This is a genomic window from Acidobacteriota bacterium, from assembly GCA_019347945.1.
Classification (GTDB): Bacteria; Acidobacteriota; Thermoanaerobaculia; order Gp7-AA8; family JAHWKK01; genus JAHWKK01.
Map to the genome: position 1 here is coordinate 30,666 of JAHWKK010000013.1, position 14,791 is coordinate 45,456.

Below are 14,791 nucleotides of genomic sequence, written 5' to 3' on the forward strand. Positions count from 1 at the left end.
CCTCGCCTCAGGGGATGGTGCAGACGCCTGCCGTCTGAACGACGGTGCAACTGTCGGTCGAGACTCCGTCGGTGTATTCTGCGCAGAAGCTCGTGAGATCAGTGACGGGACGATTGTTGGTTTCGAAGCGCAGATCCATCGTGGTCGAGCCGTTGCTCGGAACCACGACCGTCGTCGCCGGCGTGATCGTCAGAGCTCCGGCTGCGCTGTTGAACGAAGTCACTGTGCCGTCGGCGTAGGTGACTGTCTTGAAGGTGCTGAGGTTGGCTACGCTCCAGGCGATGTTGAAGCGCTGGAGCGTCACATCAGTGCCGCACTGATTCTTCAGCGTGACTATGTAAACGGTGTCGCCAGTCTGGGAGGTACTCGTGATGATCGTCGCGTCGAAGACAGTGCCGAAGGCGTCTTTGAAGGGAATCAGGCAGCAGCTCGAGACCGACCCTTCGACATACCTGGTGATCGTGGTCGCGCAACCGAGTGTGTCGGTCAGGATCATGTCGACCTTGTACCAGGTACCGGTGGTCATCGGTGCGGAGAAGTATGCCGTGACTCCGTCGGGCTGCAGGGTCGCGCTTCCGCCGGCGACGTTGCCGCCGCCCGGATCGGTGACGACCATCGAGACGGTGGCGACCTGTTTGCTGGCCACGACCTCGAAGTCCGCCAGCGACGATCCGCCGCTCATGTCGACCAGATAGGGGCTCGCGCCGCTGAGGCCGTCTCCTTCGATCGTCGTCTCGAGAAGTGTGACGGTCGCCGAAACGCAGGGGAACTTCGCTTCGGGCGAGGAATAGCCGCTCTTCAGAACGCCCCCCACGCAATCACTCTGTCGGACTGCCGCAACATAGTAGGTGTAGTAGTCACCCGTGGCTGGTTCGGGAAGGCCAGCATCGACGTAGGAGTACTGCCCGCCGGCCGAGGGGTTGGTGTCGGTCACCGGGATCACAGTCTGGGAAGTTTCGGTGCCAGTCGCGGCGACGTAGAGGTACCGGACGATCTCGTATTCTCCGACGAGGATCGCCTTGCCATTCACATCGGTCGTGACGCGATCCCATTGGAGGGTGACGTCGCAAACTCCTCCGGTGCATGACGATCCGGCATCGACTGTCATGACGTTGCCGGGAATGGCCGGCTCCACCGATGCCGTCGAGACCGACGCGCTACTCACCGCGGAGTAATCGCTGTAGGCCTGGGCCGTGTCGTTAGCGGAGTTGAGGGCCGGGTCGGAGGCACATTCCTCCCTGATCCGGGCGCGATAGTAATACGTCGTGCACGAAACCTTCGGATCGTCATCGAGCACCTGGCCGTCCGACGGGACGACTCCGTCATAGATGAGGTCCCCCTGCCCGAGGGCGGGGTCGAAGGCCGGATCGGTCGATCGGTAAACTTCGTAGTACTCGAGCTCCTGTGCCGACTCGATGTCGACGGCGCTGTCACCGCAGGCGTTCACGGGAGGATTTCCATTGAAGTCGACGTTGAAAGCGGGCAGCTGGAGAGTCACCGTAATATTGTCGTCAGTCGGTGGAACCGTGCCATCGCCGGTCACAGCGGTGATGATCGGAACATCCGGCTTCGTGTAATTGATCGGCTGTACCGAGGACAAGCTTGGGTCCGAGCGTTCGCTTCCATAGCTGTTCTTCGCGACGACAATGAAGTAGTAGCTGGTATTCGGATCGAGACCGCCGACGAAACCGAAGAGGTTCGAACCGGCCGAGACGGGACTCGAGCCGAAGGGTCCGGCAGGGTTCGTGTCGTAGAGAATCGAATAGGAGTCGACGATGCCGTACTCCGGAGCCTTCCAGTCGACCCGGACGACGCCGCAGCCGATCGAGCATACGTTGGTGATGAACGGGGCGCCCGGGGGCGTCGTGGTCGGCTCCTGCAGGCCACGACGCCCGAGGTTGCGAGGAATGACGTTGCTCTGAAGCTGATACTGCCGGTGCTGGGCGGCCGAGGCCACCGAGTCTGTCTGCGCGGCCTCGATCGGGTCGTTCCAGTTCTTATCAGCGAACTCGGTCATACCGATCAGCTCGACATGAATCGACTGAACGGTTTCCCGCAGATTCCGGGCTTCTTCAGCGGTGGCCGAGGTCGTCACACCGGTTCCGCTCACGGTGTACTGCCCCTCCCCGGCGTTGGGCGTGATGACATTCGCCGCGAGCGCATCCGAGAAGTAGGTGAAATTCAGGGTCCGGATATTGGTCGCCACGGGAACTCCCGCTTCGGGGGTGCCGTCCTCTTTCAGAGTGTACCGATAGAGCGTGTAGGGAGGATTCTCGCAGCCCTTGCCGTCGTTGCAGAGGTCGACACCGGAGATGGTCACGAGCGACTCGCTCGATCCCCCGGGGTACGCAGCGCGAGGTTTCGCAACGTCCGCGTAGAAGGTGATGCTGTCGGTGTTCGCGGATGGGTCGTCGGATACCAGAGCATAGGTGACGATCTCGTCATTACCGGTGGTGACGACTGGAAAGAAGTCGTCGTCTTCCGCCGTCGTGTTCCAGCCGGGCTGATACTCGAGCTCGACACCGTTGTCGGATCCGGGGTCGGTTTCATAATCGAGGTTTGCGCGAAAAGTGATCGCGTGCTCTCCGATGTACTCGAGCTGTTCATCCGGCTGCTGGAGTGCAACCGAGCCGGTGGGAAGTCCGTCACGGTCGAAATCGAAACCAGCCATCCGGATCTCGGAAACGAGCGTCTCGAAAGCGACCCGTGTGTTCTGTTGCAGATCACTCGCTTCCATCGAGTCTCTAAAGATGATGTTGCTGCGGTCGTAGATCATCAGCGTGGCCACGAAAATGATCGCGAAGATCGCGACGGCGACCATGATCTCGGTCAGAGTGAAACCTCTGGCTTGGCGTCTCATGTCTGGCCTCCTCACAGCGTCCGGTCGACTTTCGTCGTATCGAACATCACGAATCGATCGCGCAGTCGTTCGTCCCATTCGACGAAGACCCTGATCCTGAAGATAGGGACTTCATCGAATTGGAAAGGCGCGGTACCTGTGGGATTGACCGCGCTGATGATCACATTGATATCGCCGTTGCCGAGCCCCTGCAGTGCCAGGAGATCACTCCAGTTCTGCAGATACCCGTTTGCGTCCTTCGTTGCGTCCCCTTTGTCCGTCGACGCGACTCGAATGACGCTGTTCGGATATGTCTGGCCTCCGAACGTGACGTCGGCCCCGGTGACGTCCGTCAAGCCGAAGGAATCCTCGACCGTCACACGCGTGATCGGGGAGATGTCCTCCATGATCCTCGTGCCGACCGAGATCGCCCGAGTCATCTGCTTGCCGCTGTAGACGTTTCTCTGTCCCATGAAAAACAGACTCATGATCGAGATCAGGACCATGCCGAGAATTGCCATCGCGATGAGAACCTCGACCAGGTTGTAGCCGAGTTGGGACCGCCTCTTATGTTCTTGTCTCACGTTCTCACTCCATCCTGATTCGTCCGGACCTGCTGACCGTGACGGTGTAGATTGGCCTTGCGACGTCAAGATCGGTTCTCACCTGTAGAGTGCTCTCCACACTCGGCATCGAAACCGATCCGTTCGTTAGAAAGATGATGTCGAGATAGTCGTCGGTGTCGGCGCTGTCGGGGAACGTCGTGGTGCCGAAGTAGACCGTCTCGAACATCTCGGTCTGCCCGACTTCAGTCCACGCGATCCCGCCGTCCGCACTCGTGTCGTAGACCCCATCGAAAAGTCTGTAGGTCCGCTTGTCGGTGCCCGACTCGAAGGCAATTTTCGTCGGGTGATACTCCGAGATCGCCGTCTGCCGCGCCTCCCTCAAATCCATCACGAACTCTCTCGCGGCGTTCTTGACCCTCTGCCCGCGCATGTATCCCACGAAATTTGGAATCGTTACCAGTGAGACGAGTCCGATGATCGCGACGACCACGAGCGCTTCTGCCAGCGTATATCCGGCCTGACCTCGGTTTGTTCTCTTCATCGGACCTCCTGGGCATCCCCCATAACGCATTGGAGGTGCCACGCTCGATATTCATTAGCAAACGTCGGCAAAAGTGTGGGTTAGCTGACCACTTTCTCATCGATCATCGGTTTTGGAGCCGAGCGCATTGTTACTAAATGTACCAAGTCAGCCGCCGAAATGCAGCGGGAACTCCATCAAAACCGATGTCCCCCCCTCCGGACGGGCTTCCACCCGGACGTCTCCCTGATGATGGAGAAGGATCTTCCTGGTCAGGGCCAGTCCCATCCCGGTTCCCGCTGGCTTGCTCGTCGCGAACGGAAGGAAAATCCTCGGGAGGAACTCCGGGTCGATTCCGGGCCCGTTATCGTCGATCTGCACCGACGGAACCGGATCCCGGACGACCTTCACCCGCACCAGGGGCGAATCGGTCGATTCCACCGCTTCGGCCGCATTCCGGACGATATTCTCGATGGCGCTCGCGATGAGCACCCGGTCTCCGCGAACGCTCACTTCGGCGGCCTCGATCTCGACCGGTATCTCGACTTCGAGTCTGTCGACGACATTCCGGACGATCTCATCGAGGCGGACTTCCTCCATTTCCGGCTCGATCGGCCTGGCAAATCGGAGGAGAGAAGCCACGGTGTCCGAGATTCTGGTTCCCTCCGACTCCGCTTCGACGATCCGACGCTCCCGATCCTCCTCGGAACCACGCCGGGCCAGACGGAGGTAGCCGAGAAGAGTCGAGAGCGAGTTCCTCAGCTCGTGCGCGATTCCCGCCGAGATCTCACCGAGCGAAGCGAGCGCCTGAATGTCGTGCATCCGGCTTTCGAGACGTTTCACTTCGCTCAGGTCGCTGAACAGGGCGAGCATGCCGAGCGACTCACCGGTCTCGCTCCGCACGGGGACGGTGGTGAGTCCGATGGTGATCCCGGATGGAAGGAGCATCTCGTGCCGGGTCAGGGGCAGCTGTTCGAGATGGGAGCGCTCGAGCGTTCTCGCGAGAGCCGTATCGCCAAGCACATTCTTCAATGGGCGTGGCCCGTCGGTCGGCGATACGTCGAGGATCTCCTGTCCGGCGCGATTGATCCTGGTGACGTTCCCCTCACGATCGATTGCGATGAATCCGGAGCTCAGATTGCGAGTGAGCAGATTCGTGAGCAGGTCGAGGTCGTCGGCCCGGATCCTTTCGGACTCGTGCAGGCGGCGAAGCTCTGTTTCCTGACGCTTGAGAGTTTCGATGGAGCTCCGAAAGGTCTCGACCAGAAATCGCTCGTCGGTCGTCGCGGAAGCGCGCTCTCCAAGGAGCGCGGAGTCCCTCAGCATCGTATCGATCGGGCGCGTGATTCGAGGCAGGAGCACCAGGAGGAGCACCAGACTGCCGATCGTTGCGGCAATCACGAGCCCGGCGATCCAGAAAAAGCGACGCCTGGCCTCGTCGAAAGGGGAGGAGTCGAAATAGAGAAGGAGCCGTCCGTGGGAGCTGCGCTGTTCCACGACCGCGAGGCCAGGTCCGGCGAGCCCTGATCTGATTGTGCCACGGCCACTTTCCAGCTCGACGGCGACCGTTCCCGACTGCGCCCGGATCGAGTCGAGAACCCGTCGCAGGCGGTCGGGCGAGGGCTCCGAGACCGCTTCGACCGAGCGTTGCGCGGCGAGAGCGATCGCCTGCTGCTGTCGATGACTCGCCGCTCCCACCTCTGCCATCGCCGTCTGCAACTGAAGAAGAAGGAAGAGGATGATGAAGATCAGAAACCCCGTCAGGGCCGCGATGAACCACCGGACATTCCGGCTGAAGCTCACCGGACCGACCGTCCGCCTGGTTTTCTCCGTCGGAGCTCCGTTCTCGCTCATAGGAAGAGGATGTCGTAGATCTCCGGACCGAAAAAGATGACCCCTAGAAATGCCAGTCCGAGAAACGGGCCGAAGGGGAGCGCCACGCGCAACCCCTGCCGCTGACTCAACCCGAGGCTGATGCCGAACACCGCGCCGAGGATCGAGGCGATGAAGATCACCGGGACGATTGCCTTCCATCCCGATACGGCACCGATCATCGCCAGCATCTTGATGTCTCCGCGACCCATGCCCTCCGTTCTCCGCAGCAGCCAGTAGACCAGCGAGATCAGGATGAGGATGCCGGCGCCGACCGCGGCTCCGATGAGCGAATCATTCAAAGAGGTCGACAGCAGCAGGCGCGAATGGAACCGGCCGATCTCGAGCGCGCCGATGAACAGCCCGATGATGAACCCCGGGAAGGTCAGTGCATTCGGAAGGAGCTGGGTATCGAGATCGATGAAGATCAGAGCGATCACGATCGCGAGGATTGCGGCGAGCATGAGGCCCGGTACGGTCGCTCCCGCGAACAGATACGCGGCGACGAACGCGGCTCCGGTCGCAATCTCGACGAGCGGATAACGGATCGAGATCGCAGCTCCGCACGCCCTGCACTTTCCGCCGAGAATGATCCAGCTCAGAACCGGCAGATTGTCGTACCAATGAATGCGCTGCCCGCAACCGGGGCATCGGCTCGGGGGAGCATTCAGCGACTCACCGATCGGAAGCCGGTGGATGACGACGTTGAGAAAGCTTCCGATGATCAATCCGAGTACGAACGCTGCGCCGATGAAAATCGACCTCTCCACGGAGTGGATTGTTGCACACGGTCAGCAGGCGGGAGTGGCATCGCGAGGGCTGGTGGAGCCGATGGGGATCGAACCCACGACCTCCTGAATGCCATTCAGGCGCTCTCCCAGCTGAGCTACGGCCCCACACGCGACGCTGCGACCGGTCACTAACCCGGCACAACGCAGTGAAATTTCTGGGCGACGGGGATTTCGTGGCCCTCCATATGTGTCACGATCATCGTAACGATGTTTGCGGATTCACTCATCGAATCGACCAGCAGGCGAAGGCCGGCCGGCTCGGTCGCGACCACCGGCCTCTCCATCGGTCTCCACGCGGCCATTCTTGGAGCCCTGATCGCAGCCGGACTCTCGGCTCGTGAGGCGGAGAAGCCGATGGAACCGATTCGCGCATATCTCGTCGGTTCCGAACCGGCTCCTCCACCGCCCCCGCCTCCGCCCCCGGCGGCGGTCGAGTCGAGGCCGGAAACGGTGGTCCGTGAACGCGTGCCCGTCGACACGAGCTTCGTGCAGCCGACCGAGATCCCGGAAACCATCCCCGAGACCGAGCTCGTCCCGACCGAGACCACCGATCCGGCGGGGGTGCCGGGAGGCGTCGACGGCGGAGTCGAGGGAGGCATCGTCGGGGGAGTCGTCGGCGGGATCATCGGTGGGGAGATTGGAGGCGTCCTCGGCGGCGTTCCGGGCGGGCGGGGCGAAGGTCCCTACAGGCCGGGCAACGACGTCTCGGCGCCTGTGGCGATCTACAAAGTCGACCCTCCATACACCGAGGAGGCGAGGAAGGCCCGCGTTCAGGGAATCGTCATTCTCGAGGCCGTGGTGGACGTCGAAGGAAACGTCACCGATATCGAAGTTCTCAAGCCGCTGCAATACGGTCTGGACGAGACGGCCGTCGAAGCTCTGAGACAATGGAAATACGAACCTGGTAAGAAGGATGGTCAACCCGTCCCGGTTCTGATGACGGTGAGCGTCAGCTTCCGTCTCCAATAAAAGCGAGGAGTACACAAAACCAATGCAGGAAGCATTCGCTTTATCGACAATCTGGGAGACCATGGGGTGGACGGTACGCGGCGTCGTGCTCGTGCTCTTCCTCATGTCCGTCTGGTCGCTCGGTCTTTCGATCGAGAGATACATGAGGCTCAGGAAGGCGCGGGCTCAGTCGCTCCGGCTGGTCGACAGGATCGGCAAACTGCTCGATTCCCGCAGACTTGCCGACGCGGAATCCGAGGCGCGGAGAAGCGACTACGACAAGAGTCATCTGGCGAAAATCGTCGCGGCGGGGATCGCCCGCTACCTGGAGCTCAGGGGTACCGATCGGGAGGAATTGAACCCGGCGGGGGCTGCCCGGCGGGCGATGGCGCGGGAGCAGGCTTCGATCAATGCCGACTTCCGCCGCGGACTGACCAGCCTGGCCACCATCGCGACGACCGCTCCGTTCGTCGGACTTTTCGGAACCGTCGTCGGGATCATCAACGCGTTTCGCGGCATGCACGCAACAGGATCGGGGGGGCTCGGTGCGGTCTCGGGCGGCATTGCCGAAGCGCTCGTAGCCACGGCCTTCGGGCTCTTCGTCGCGATTCCCGCCGTGTGGCTGTACAACTATTTCATCGGACGGATCGACCGGTTCGAGGCTGAGATGGACAACACTTCCTCCGAGATGGTGGACGTTTTCGTGGAGGACAACGCTCGCACCGAAAGGCCGCACGCGGTCGACGGAACCCGGGAGACGGCCGGCTGATGGCATTCAGCTCCGGATCGGGTAACGGCGTCCGAGGTGACATCAACGTCACTCCTCTGGTGGATGTCGTGCTCGTTCTGCTGATCATCTTCATGGTGGTCACGCCGATGCTCCAGCAGGGAGTCGAGGTCCAGCTGCCCGCCGGCCCGCACGCGGATCGGAAACCGGGAGAAGAGGACGACCTCGTCGTCTCGATCAAGCAGGATGGAACGGTCTTCGTCGGACAGAGCTGGATCGCCGATGCCGATCTCGCCGGGTTTCTCGGCGAGAAGAAGGGTTACGGGGATCCGACCGTGATGCTCAAGGCCGACGCGAGAATCGAGTTCCGTCGCGTCCGCGAAGTCATGAAGGCAATCAACGAAGCAGGGCTGAACAGAGTGGCCGTCCTGACCGAGCAGCGGAGTGGAATCGAATGAGGATACTCAGTGAATTCGAGCACGACGACGATCCCTCCCCCCGAAGAGGGCGAACTGCTCCTCAGGGCGAGATCAACGTCACTCCACTGGTGGACGTCGTGCTCGTTCTGCTGATCATCTTCATGGTCCTGACGCCCGCTCTTCAGATGGGGATCGACGTCGAGATCCCGCCGAAGGTCGAAGTCGAGAATCCCGAGATGGTCCCCGACGAAGAACAGCTCGTCGTCCGCGTTGCCGCTGATGGGTGGTGGCTCAACAGGACGTCGTTCGCGACGCGCAACGAGCTTCGGGACGCGCTCGCGCCCATCCTCGCTTCACGCGAAGAGTCGGAACGGGTGGTGTTTTTCGATTCGGCCGACGAGCTTGCATTCGAGCGGGCTGTCGAAGGACTCGATGTCGCCAGGGCGGCGGGTGCGACGCGGATCGGATTCCTCACCGAGCCCGTCGGGAATCGGCCAGCAGCCGGGAGCCCGTAAGCGCCCGCTGTCGCGTCGCAGAATGGATCGGAATCCTCGCCGCGGAATCCGCGGGGGTCCGAATCGTTTCTTCTCCGTGCCCGGATACGGAGGCGAATGGGGTCTGGCGGCCCCCGCGGTCTTCAAAACCGTTGCGTCGGCGCGAAGGCGTCGATGGGTTGGTTCGATTCCGACACGCCTCCGCCATTTCACCTGAATTGAGGGTTCGGATGGCCGAAGTCGCAGCCCTCATCCCAGAGCTCCGGCTGGTTGCCGTGGGCGGGGACGCCGCCGGCATCCGAGAGCATTCTCGCCATGTGCATCAGGTTCCAGCTCATGAACGTCGTGTTCCTCTGGGTGAAATCGTTCTCCGGTCCGCCGGAGCCGTCATCGAGGTAAGACGGACCCGGGCCCGCCTCGCCAATCCAGCCGGCGTCGGCCTGCGGGGGGATGAGATATCCGAGATGCTGGAGTGCGTAGAGGATGCTCTGACTGCAGTGCTTGATGCCGTCCTCGTTTCCCGTGACGATGCAGCCGCCGACCCGGCCGTAATAGATGTACTGCCCCTTCTCATTGGTTCGCGCCGATTCCGCGTAGAGTCGCTCGACCAGGCGACTGCAGACCGAAGAACGCTCGCCGAGCCAGATGGGCGTTCCGATCACCAGAATCTGGGCGGACATCACGCGCTCGCGCAGCTTCGGCCAGGCATCGTCGGGCCATCCATCGCCGGTCATGTCCGGCTGGACGCCCGGCGCGACCGGGAAGTCGACAGCTCGGATGTAGTCGACCGTAACGCCCGCCTTCTCCATGATTTTCATCGAGACCCGCATCAATCCTTCGGTGTGAGACTGACGCGGAGATTTCTTGAGAGTGCAGTTGACGAAGAGCGCTCGCAAATCGCTGAAATCGGTTTCGATGGTCGGGCAGGGCTGCGGTCCTTTGTCCATCGGTGGCCTCCTTCCTTCAATTGGCTGAAGGCAGTGTACGTCCGACGGCAGCACGGCCGCTTGCGAAGCGGCGGACCACTGTAGCGCCGGTTGGCGGGGTGAGTCGGACCCCTGCCGGAGTCGCTCAGGCGCGGGGGTCCGAGAACTCCACGACCGTTCCCTGCTCGATGGAGTCGGCAAGCGTTGCGGCGTCCCAGTTCGTCAGCCGGATGCAGCCGTGCGACGAGGTGTATCCGATCGTCGAAGGTGCCGCGGTCCCGTGGATTCCGTAGTTCTCTTTGCTGAGCTCCATCCAGACGATCCCGACTGGAGAGTTCGGGCCGGCGGGGAAAATCGCGGTCGGCTCATGATCGGGAACCTCGTGAAAGAGCTCGGGCTGATAGTGGTACGTCGGATCATGCGCGATTCCGACGACTTCCAGCGTCTCGGAAGGGGAGGGGTCGAACTGTGAGCCGACGGTCACAGGTGCATGAAAGACGATATTGCCCGATTCGTCGAGCCCGTGGAGGTACTGACCGCGGACCGAGATGTTGATCCTGGCGACATTCACGGGCTGATTCGATCCGGCGTTGGGAACGTACAGCGGCTGGCCTGCCGAAAGGTTTTCGAGATTGGCGTCCGGATTCAGGGTTCGGAGGAACTCTTCGGTGGTCTGAAACTTTTCGGCGATCCCCTCGAGATGACTCTCATAGCAGAGGCAGTCGAACTCGGCCTTGCCGTACGGATCCTCCGGGATGCTCACGGTCTTCTTTGCCAGATCGGAGCTGCTGATGTTGTAGCGGGAGATCGGATTGACGTTTCCCGAGTGCTCGACGAGCTTTCGGAACGTCGGTTCATCGATCGTTCCCGTAGGTTCGATCCCGTTCTCACTCTGAAACCACCACGCAGCAACAGCGGTGTTTTTTCCCCATTTTCCGTCGATGACGCCCGGAGAGAATCCCGCGCGGTCGAGCAGAAGCTGGGCCCTGAGGACCGAAGGCCCGGAGACATCGCCCTCGATCGGGACGCGGACGGGCATGTTGGTGAGCTGGCTGGGATCGAGGTCGTCGAACGACTCCGCGGCCGCGCCCCCGGGTGCGAACCTCACCGCGGCGGCCTGTTCCGCGTACTGACCCCGCCGGGCCTCGCGTGCGCGTCGACGGTTGAAGGATTCGACGTTTCTCCATTCCGTCGAGCGGCGCTGGCGCTCGATCTCTTCCGGGCTCGGATCCTCACCGAGATAGGTAGAGACCGACGTCGACTCCCTCGGATCGGTGGCGGTCGTTGCAGGGGCCGTCTCCTCCTGTTCCCCGCCACAGGCGAACAGCGTGATTGCGATGGTTGCGATGGCTGAGTGAACCAGTGCTCTCGTCATGAACGGGCACTGAAGCAATGTTTTTGCCGGGTGGCTGGCAACGGCACATATAATCCGCGGATGATCGAGCGAATCGACGAGGCGGTCGCCTGGATCGGCGCCCGTGTCGATGCGCGGCCGGACATCCTCGTCGTCCTCGGTTCGGGTCTCGGCGGCGTCGTCGACGGGCTCGAAACGGAGCCGGCGATTCCCTACTCCGAGATCCCGCACGCGCCAGTGGCCAAGGTGCGGGGCCACCACGGACGGATGGTCTTCGCGAAGTCCGGCTCGAAAAAAATCGCCATTCTTCAGGGTCGCGCTCATTACTACGAGGGTTTTTCGATGAGCGAGGTCGTCTTTCTGGCGCGAGTCGTCGGACGGATGGGCGCAAAGTTCGCCATCGTGACGAATGCGGCCGGGGGCATCAACGTCGACTTCGCGCCGGGAGATCTCATGCTGATCTCCGACCACATCAATATGTTCGGCGACAACCCCCTGCGAGGCGAGAATCTGGATGCGCTCGGGAGCCGGTTCCCCGATCTCAGCGAGCCGTACCCGGAGGCCCTGCGAGGTATCGCCAAGGAGATCTGCGAGCAGAAAGGGTGCGGGATCAAGGAAGGGATCTACGCTGGCCTCCCGGGACCCTCGTATGAAACACCGGCGGAAATCCGGGCGCTTCGGACTCTCGGTGCCGACGCCGTCGGGATGTCGACCGTTCCGGAGGTCATCGCGCTGTCGCACATGCAGATTCCCGTGATCGGAATCTCCTGCATCACGAACATGGCGGCCGGGATCCTTCCTCGTAAGCTCACTCACGAGGAAGTGATCGAGACGACCGCGAGAGTAGAGCAGGAGTTCGGCAGCCTGCTGATCGACCTGATCGCGCGCCTTCCCAACGACTGATGAGGAGGAGTACGGCTTGGAACGGATGACTGGATTGCTTGGGATCGGTGTGATCATTCTGATCGCATGGGGCCTTTCGCTGGACCGTCGGGCAATTCGCTGGTCGACGGTGGGGTGGGGGCTGGGGTTGCAGGTCGTTCTCGCGATCCTCGTTCTGAAGGGCGCAGCGATCGCGAGGGCGCTCGACTGGTTTCTTCCGGGGGTGAGCCGGCCCATCGCGGCATTCGTGGTGATCTTCCTTCTCGGCGTGGCGGTGGTCGTGGCGAGAAAGCTCCCTCCGCCGTCCCGAAAGTCCTTCTGGCTGGTCGTTGGCGTGCTGGCGGCTTTTGCGGCGCTTCGCTTCAACCTGCTCGCATACGCATTCGCGACGGTTCGCGACATCGTGACGCAGCTGATCGGATTCACCGAGGAGGGAGCGGATTTCGTTTTCGGCCAGCTCGGTCACGGTGATACATCCACAGGCTTCATCTTCGCGACTCAGGTGCTTCCGACGATCATCTTCATCGCTTCGATCTTCGCGGTGCTCTATTACGTCGGAGTGATGCAGGTGATCGTTCGATTCTTCGCGAAAATCATGACCCGTTTCCTCGGCGCATCGGGGGCCGAATCGACCAACGTCGCCGCCGCCATCTTCATGGGACAGACCGAGGCGCCCCTCACGATCCGCCCCTATCTCGACCGATTGACGCTCAGCGAGCTGATGACGGTCATGGTCTCCGGCATGGCGACCGTTTCGGGTGGGATCATGGCGGCGTACGTCATGGTGGCCGGCGTCGACGTGCTCCATCTGCTGACTGCTTCGATCATGGCAGCTCCGGCGTCGATCGCGCTCGCCAAGATGATCGTTCCCGAGACCGGCGAACCGGAGACCGGGCCGAATGTGAAAGTGGAAGTCCCGAAGACCGACGTCAACATCATCGACGCTGCAGGACGGGGCGCGCTCGAAGGACTCCATCTCTCGCTCAACGTCGCGGCCATGCTGATCGCGTTCATTGCATTGATCGCGATGGTGAACGCGGCCTTCCTTTGGGTTCACGAAAGCCTTGTTGCAGCTGGTGGAGGATTCGCGGTCATAGGAGCTTATTTTCCCGCGAGCTTCGAGGTTCTGCTCGGCTGGCTGTTCCGTCCGATTGCGTGGACGATGGGAGTGCCGTGGGGTGAGACCCAGACGGTCGGAAACCTGCTGGGCCTGCGGATGGTGCTCAACGAGTTCGTTGCCTTCGTCAAGCTCGGCGAGGTGGCGGGCACGCTCAGCCCGCGCAGTTTCATCATCTCCACATACGCGCTCTGCGGATTTGCGAATCTTTCGTCGATTGCGATCCAGATCGGTGGCATCGGCGCGCTCGCTCCGGGCCGTCGAGGGGATCTTGCGAGACTCGGCGTCCGGGCAATGCTCGCGGGGACGCTGGCGAATTTCATGACCGCCACGATTGCGGGCATGCTGCTCTGACTCGGCGAGCGTGGCAGATCGAGCGCAGAAGGTGGAACTGATCGTCGACGACGAGAGCGAGGGGGAACGTCTCGACAGTTTCATCGCAACCGGTCTCGCCGGTGTCAGCCGCTCGCAATCCGCACGACTCATTCGGGACGGTCGCGTGGAACTGGCCGGCAGCGCCGAGCTCAAGAGCTCACGGAGGGTTTCGCCGGGAGAGCGATACGTAGTCGATCTGCCCGAGCCGGTGAGCTCGGAGGTCGTGGCGGAGGAGATCCCTGTCGAGATTCTGTACGAGGACGATCGGTTCGCCGTGATCGACAAGCCCGCCGGGATGGTCGTTCACCCCGCTCCCGGGCATCCCGGTGGAACTCTCGTCAATGCACTGTTGTACCGGCTCGAGGGACTCAGCGGTATCGGTGGCGTCCTCAGGCCGGGGATCGTTCACCGCCTCGACAGGGACACCTCGGGGGTGATGATCGTGGCCAAGTCGGACGAAGCGCACCGCCAGCTCTCCGAGGCCTGGCATACGGAGGCGGTGAGGAAGTTCTACAAGGCTGTGGTCTACGGGGCGCCCAGGCCCTCCGGGGGATTGATCGATCGACCGATCGGACGGCACCGGAGCGATCGGAAGAGGATGAGCACGCGCCCGGACGGGCGGCCGGCACGGACGAGATACGAAACATTGAAGAGTTTCGGATGGGTGAGCCTGCTCGAGTGCGAGATCCTGACCGGCAGGACTCATCAGATCCGGGTCCACCTCCAGTCGATCGGCCACCCTGTGGTGGGCGACCCGCTTTATTCGGGTGCGCAGTGGAAGGGCATTCAGAACCCGGAGACACGGAAGGCCGTCAGAGAGATGGAACGGCAGGCGCTTCATGCGCACAGGATGGAGCTCTCCCTTCCGGGCGTGAAGAGGTTGGTCCTGACTTCGCAGGAGCCGGAGGATTTTCGCCGGCTCATCAGGAGTTTGGAAGATGCTGAGTCGGATCGGGATTGA

General features: G+C 61.9%; 14 protein-coding genes and 2 tRNA genes. 8 read left to right on the forward strand and 8 right to left on the reverse strand.

Annotated elements, in window-relative coordinates; all coding sequences use genetic code 11:
• Nucleotides 1-7 precede the first annotated feature (7 nt).
• From KY459_09925 to KY459_09950, 6 genes are all read right to left on the reverse strand, one after another.
• Nucleotides 8-2,860, reverse strand: coding sequence for a prepilin-type N-terminal cleavage/methylation domain-containing protein (locus tag KY459_09925; protein MBW3565031.1), 2,853 nt, complete (start codon nucleotides 2,858-2,860; stop codon nucleotides 8-10).
• An 11-nt stretch (nucleotides 2,861-2,871) separates the two neighbouring features.
• A complete protein-coding gene (locus KY459_09930) occupies nucleotides 2,872-3,423 on the reverse strand; it encodes a prepilin-type N-terminal cleavage/methylation domain-containing protein (protein MBW3565032.1) in 552 nt (183 codons plus the stop codon).
• A gap of 4 nt (nucleotides 3,424-3,427) precedes the next feature.
• On the reverse strand, nucleotides 3,428-3,946 hold the full coding sequence (locus KY459_09935; protein MBW3565033.1) for a prepilin-type N-terminal cleavage/methylation domain-containing protein: 519 nt from the start codon (nucleotides 3,944-3,946) through the stop codon (nucleotides 3,428-3,430).
• A 147-nt stretch (nucleotides 3,947-4,093) separates the two neighbouring features.
• Nucleotides 4,094-5,779 carry a hypothetical protein gene (locus tag KY459_09940; GenBank protein MBW3565034.1) on the reverse strand — a complete coding sequence of 562 codons (1,686 nt, stop codon included), beginning with the start codon at nucleotides 5,777-5,779 and terminating at the stop codon, nucleotides 4,094-4,096.
• On the reverse strand, nucleotides 5,776-6,567 hold the full coding sequence (locus tag KY459_09945; GenBank protein ID MBW3565035.1) for a prepilin peptidase: 792 nt from the start codon (nucleotides 6,565-6,567) through the stop codon (nucleotides 5,776-5,778). The genes KY459_09940 and KY459_09945 overlap by 4 nt, the downstream gene beginning before the upstream one ends.
• A gap of 50 nt (nucleotides 6,568-6,617) precedes the next feature.
• A tRNA-Ala gene (locus KY459_09950) sits at nucleotides 6,618-6,693 on the reverse strand.
• Between the two features lie 102 nt (nucleotides 6,694-6,795).
• On the opposite strand from KY459_09950, the gene KY459_09955 reads away from it, so the two are divergent.
• From KY459_09955 to KY459_09975, 5 genes are all read left to right on the forward strand, one after another.
• Entirely contained in the window at nucleotides 6,796-7,557 is a 762-nt protein-coding gene (locus tag KY459_09955) for a TonB family protein (GenBank protein ID MBW3565036.1), read from the forward strand.
• A 22-nt stretch (nucleotides 7,558-7,579) separates the two neighbouring features.
• Nucleotides 7,580-8,305 (forward strand): MotA/TolQ/ExbB proton channel family protein, encoded by a 726-nt coding sequence (locus KY459_09960; protein MBW3565037.1) that lies wholly within the window; start codon nucleotides 7,580-7,582, stop codon nucleotides 8,303-8,305.
• Entirely contained in the window at nucleotides 8,305-8,721 is a 417-nt protein-coding gene (locus KY459_09965; protein ID MBW3565038.1) for a biopolymer transporter ExbD, read from the forward strand. The genes KY459_09960 and KY459_09965 overlap by 1 nt, the downstream gene beginning before the upstream one ends.
• Entirely contained in the window at nucleotides 8,718-9,197 is a 480-nt protein-coding gene (locus KY459_09970) for a biopolymer transporter ExbD (GenBank protein ID MBW3565039.1), read from the forward strand. Before KY459_09965 ends, KY459_09970 begins: the two co-directional genes overlap by 4 nt.
• An 88-nt stretch (nucleotides 9,198-9,285) precedes the next feature.
• Nucleotides 9,286-9,383 (forward strand) — tRNA-Sec (locus tag KY459_09975).
• A 2-nt stretch (nucleotides 9,384-9,385) separates the two neighbouring features.
• Here KY459_09975 and KY459_09980 read toward each other — a convergent pair.
• Both KY459_09980 and KY459_09985 read right to left on the reverse strand, forming a co-directional pair.
• Nucleotides 9,386-10,123: an NAD(P)H-dependent oxidoreductase gene (locus tag KY459_09980; protein ID MBW3565040.1), complete on the reverse strand. Its 738-nt coding sequence runs from the start codon at nucleotides 10,121-10,123 to the stop codon at nucleotides 9,386-9,388.
• Between the two features lie 124 nt (nucleotides 10,124-10,247).
• Complete coding sequence (locus KY459_09985; GenBank protein MBW3565041.1) at nucleotides 10,248-11,477, reverse strand: L,D-transpeptidase; 1,230 nt, start codon at nucleotides 11,475-11,477, stop codon at nucleotides 10,248-10,250.
• Between the two features lie 60 nt (nucleotides 11,478-11,537).
• Between KY459_09985 and KY459_09990 the strand changes: the two genes are divergently transcribed.
• The 3 genes from KY459_09990 to KY459_10000 are packed head-to-tail and all read left to right on the forward strand — an operon-like array spanning nucleotide 11,538 to nucleotide 14,791.
• Complete coding sequence (locus tag KY459_09990) at nucleotides 11,538-12,359, forward strand: purine-nucleoside phosphorylase (GenBank protein MBW3565042.1); 822 nt, start codon at nucleotides 11,538-11,540, stop codon at nucleotides 12,357-12,359.
• 25 nt (nucleotides 12,360-12,384) lie between these two features.
• Nucleotides 12,385-13,809: a NupC/NupG family nucleoside CNT transporter gene (locus tag KY459_09995; protein ID MBW3565043.1), complete on the forward strand. Its 1,425-nt coding sequence runs from the start codon at nucleotides 12,385-12,387 to the stop codon at nucleotides 13,807-13,809.
• Between the two features lie 10 nt (nucleotides 13,810-13,819).
• Entirely contained in the window at nucleotides 13,820-14,791 is a 972-nt protein-coding gene (locus tag KY459_10000; protein MBW3565044.1) for an RluA family pseudouridine synthase, read from the forward strand.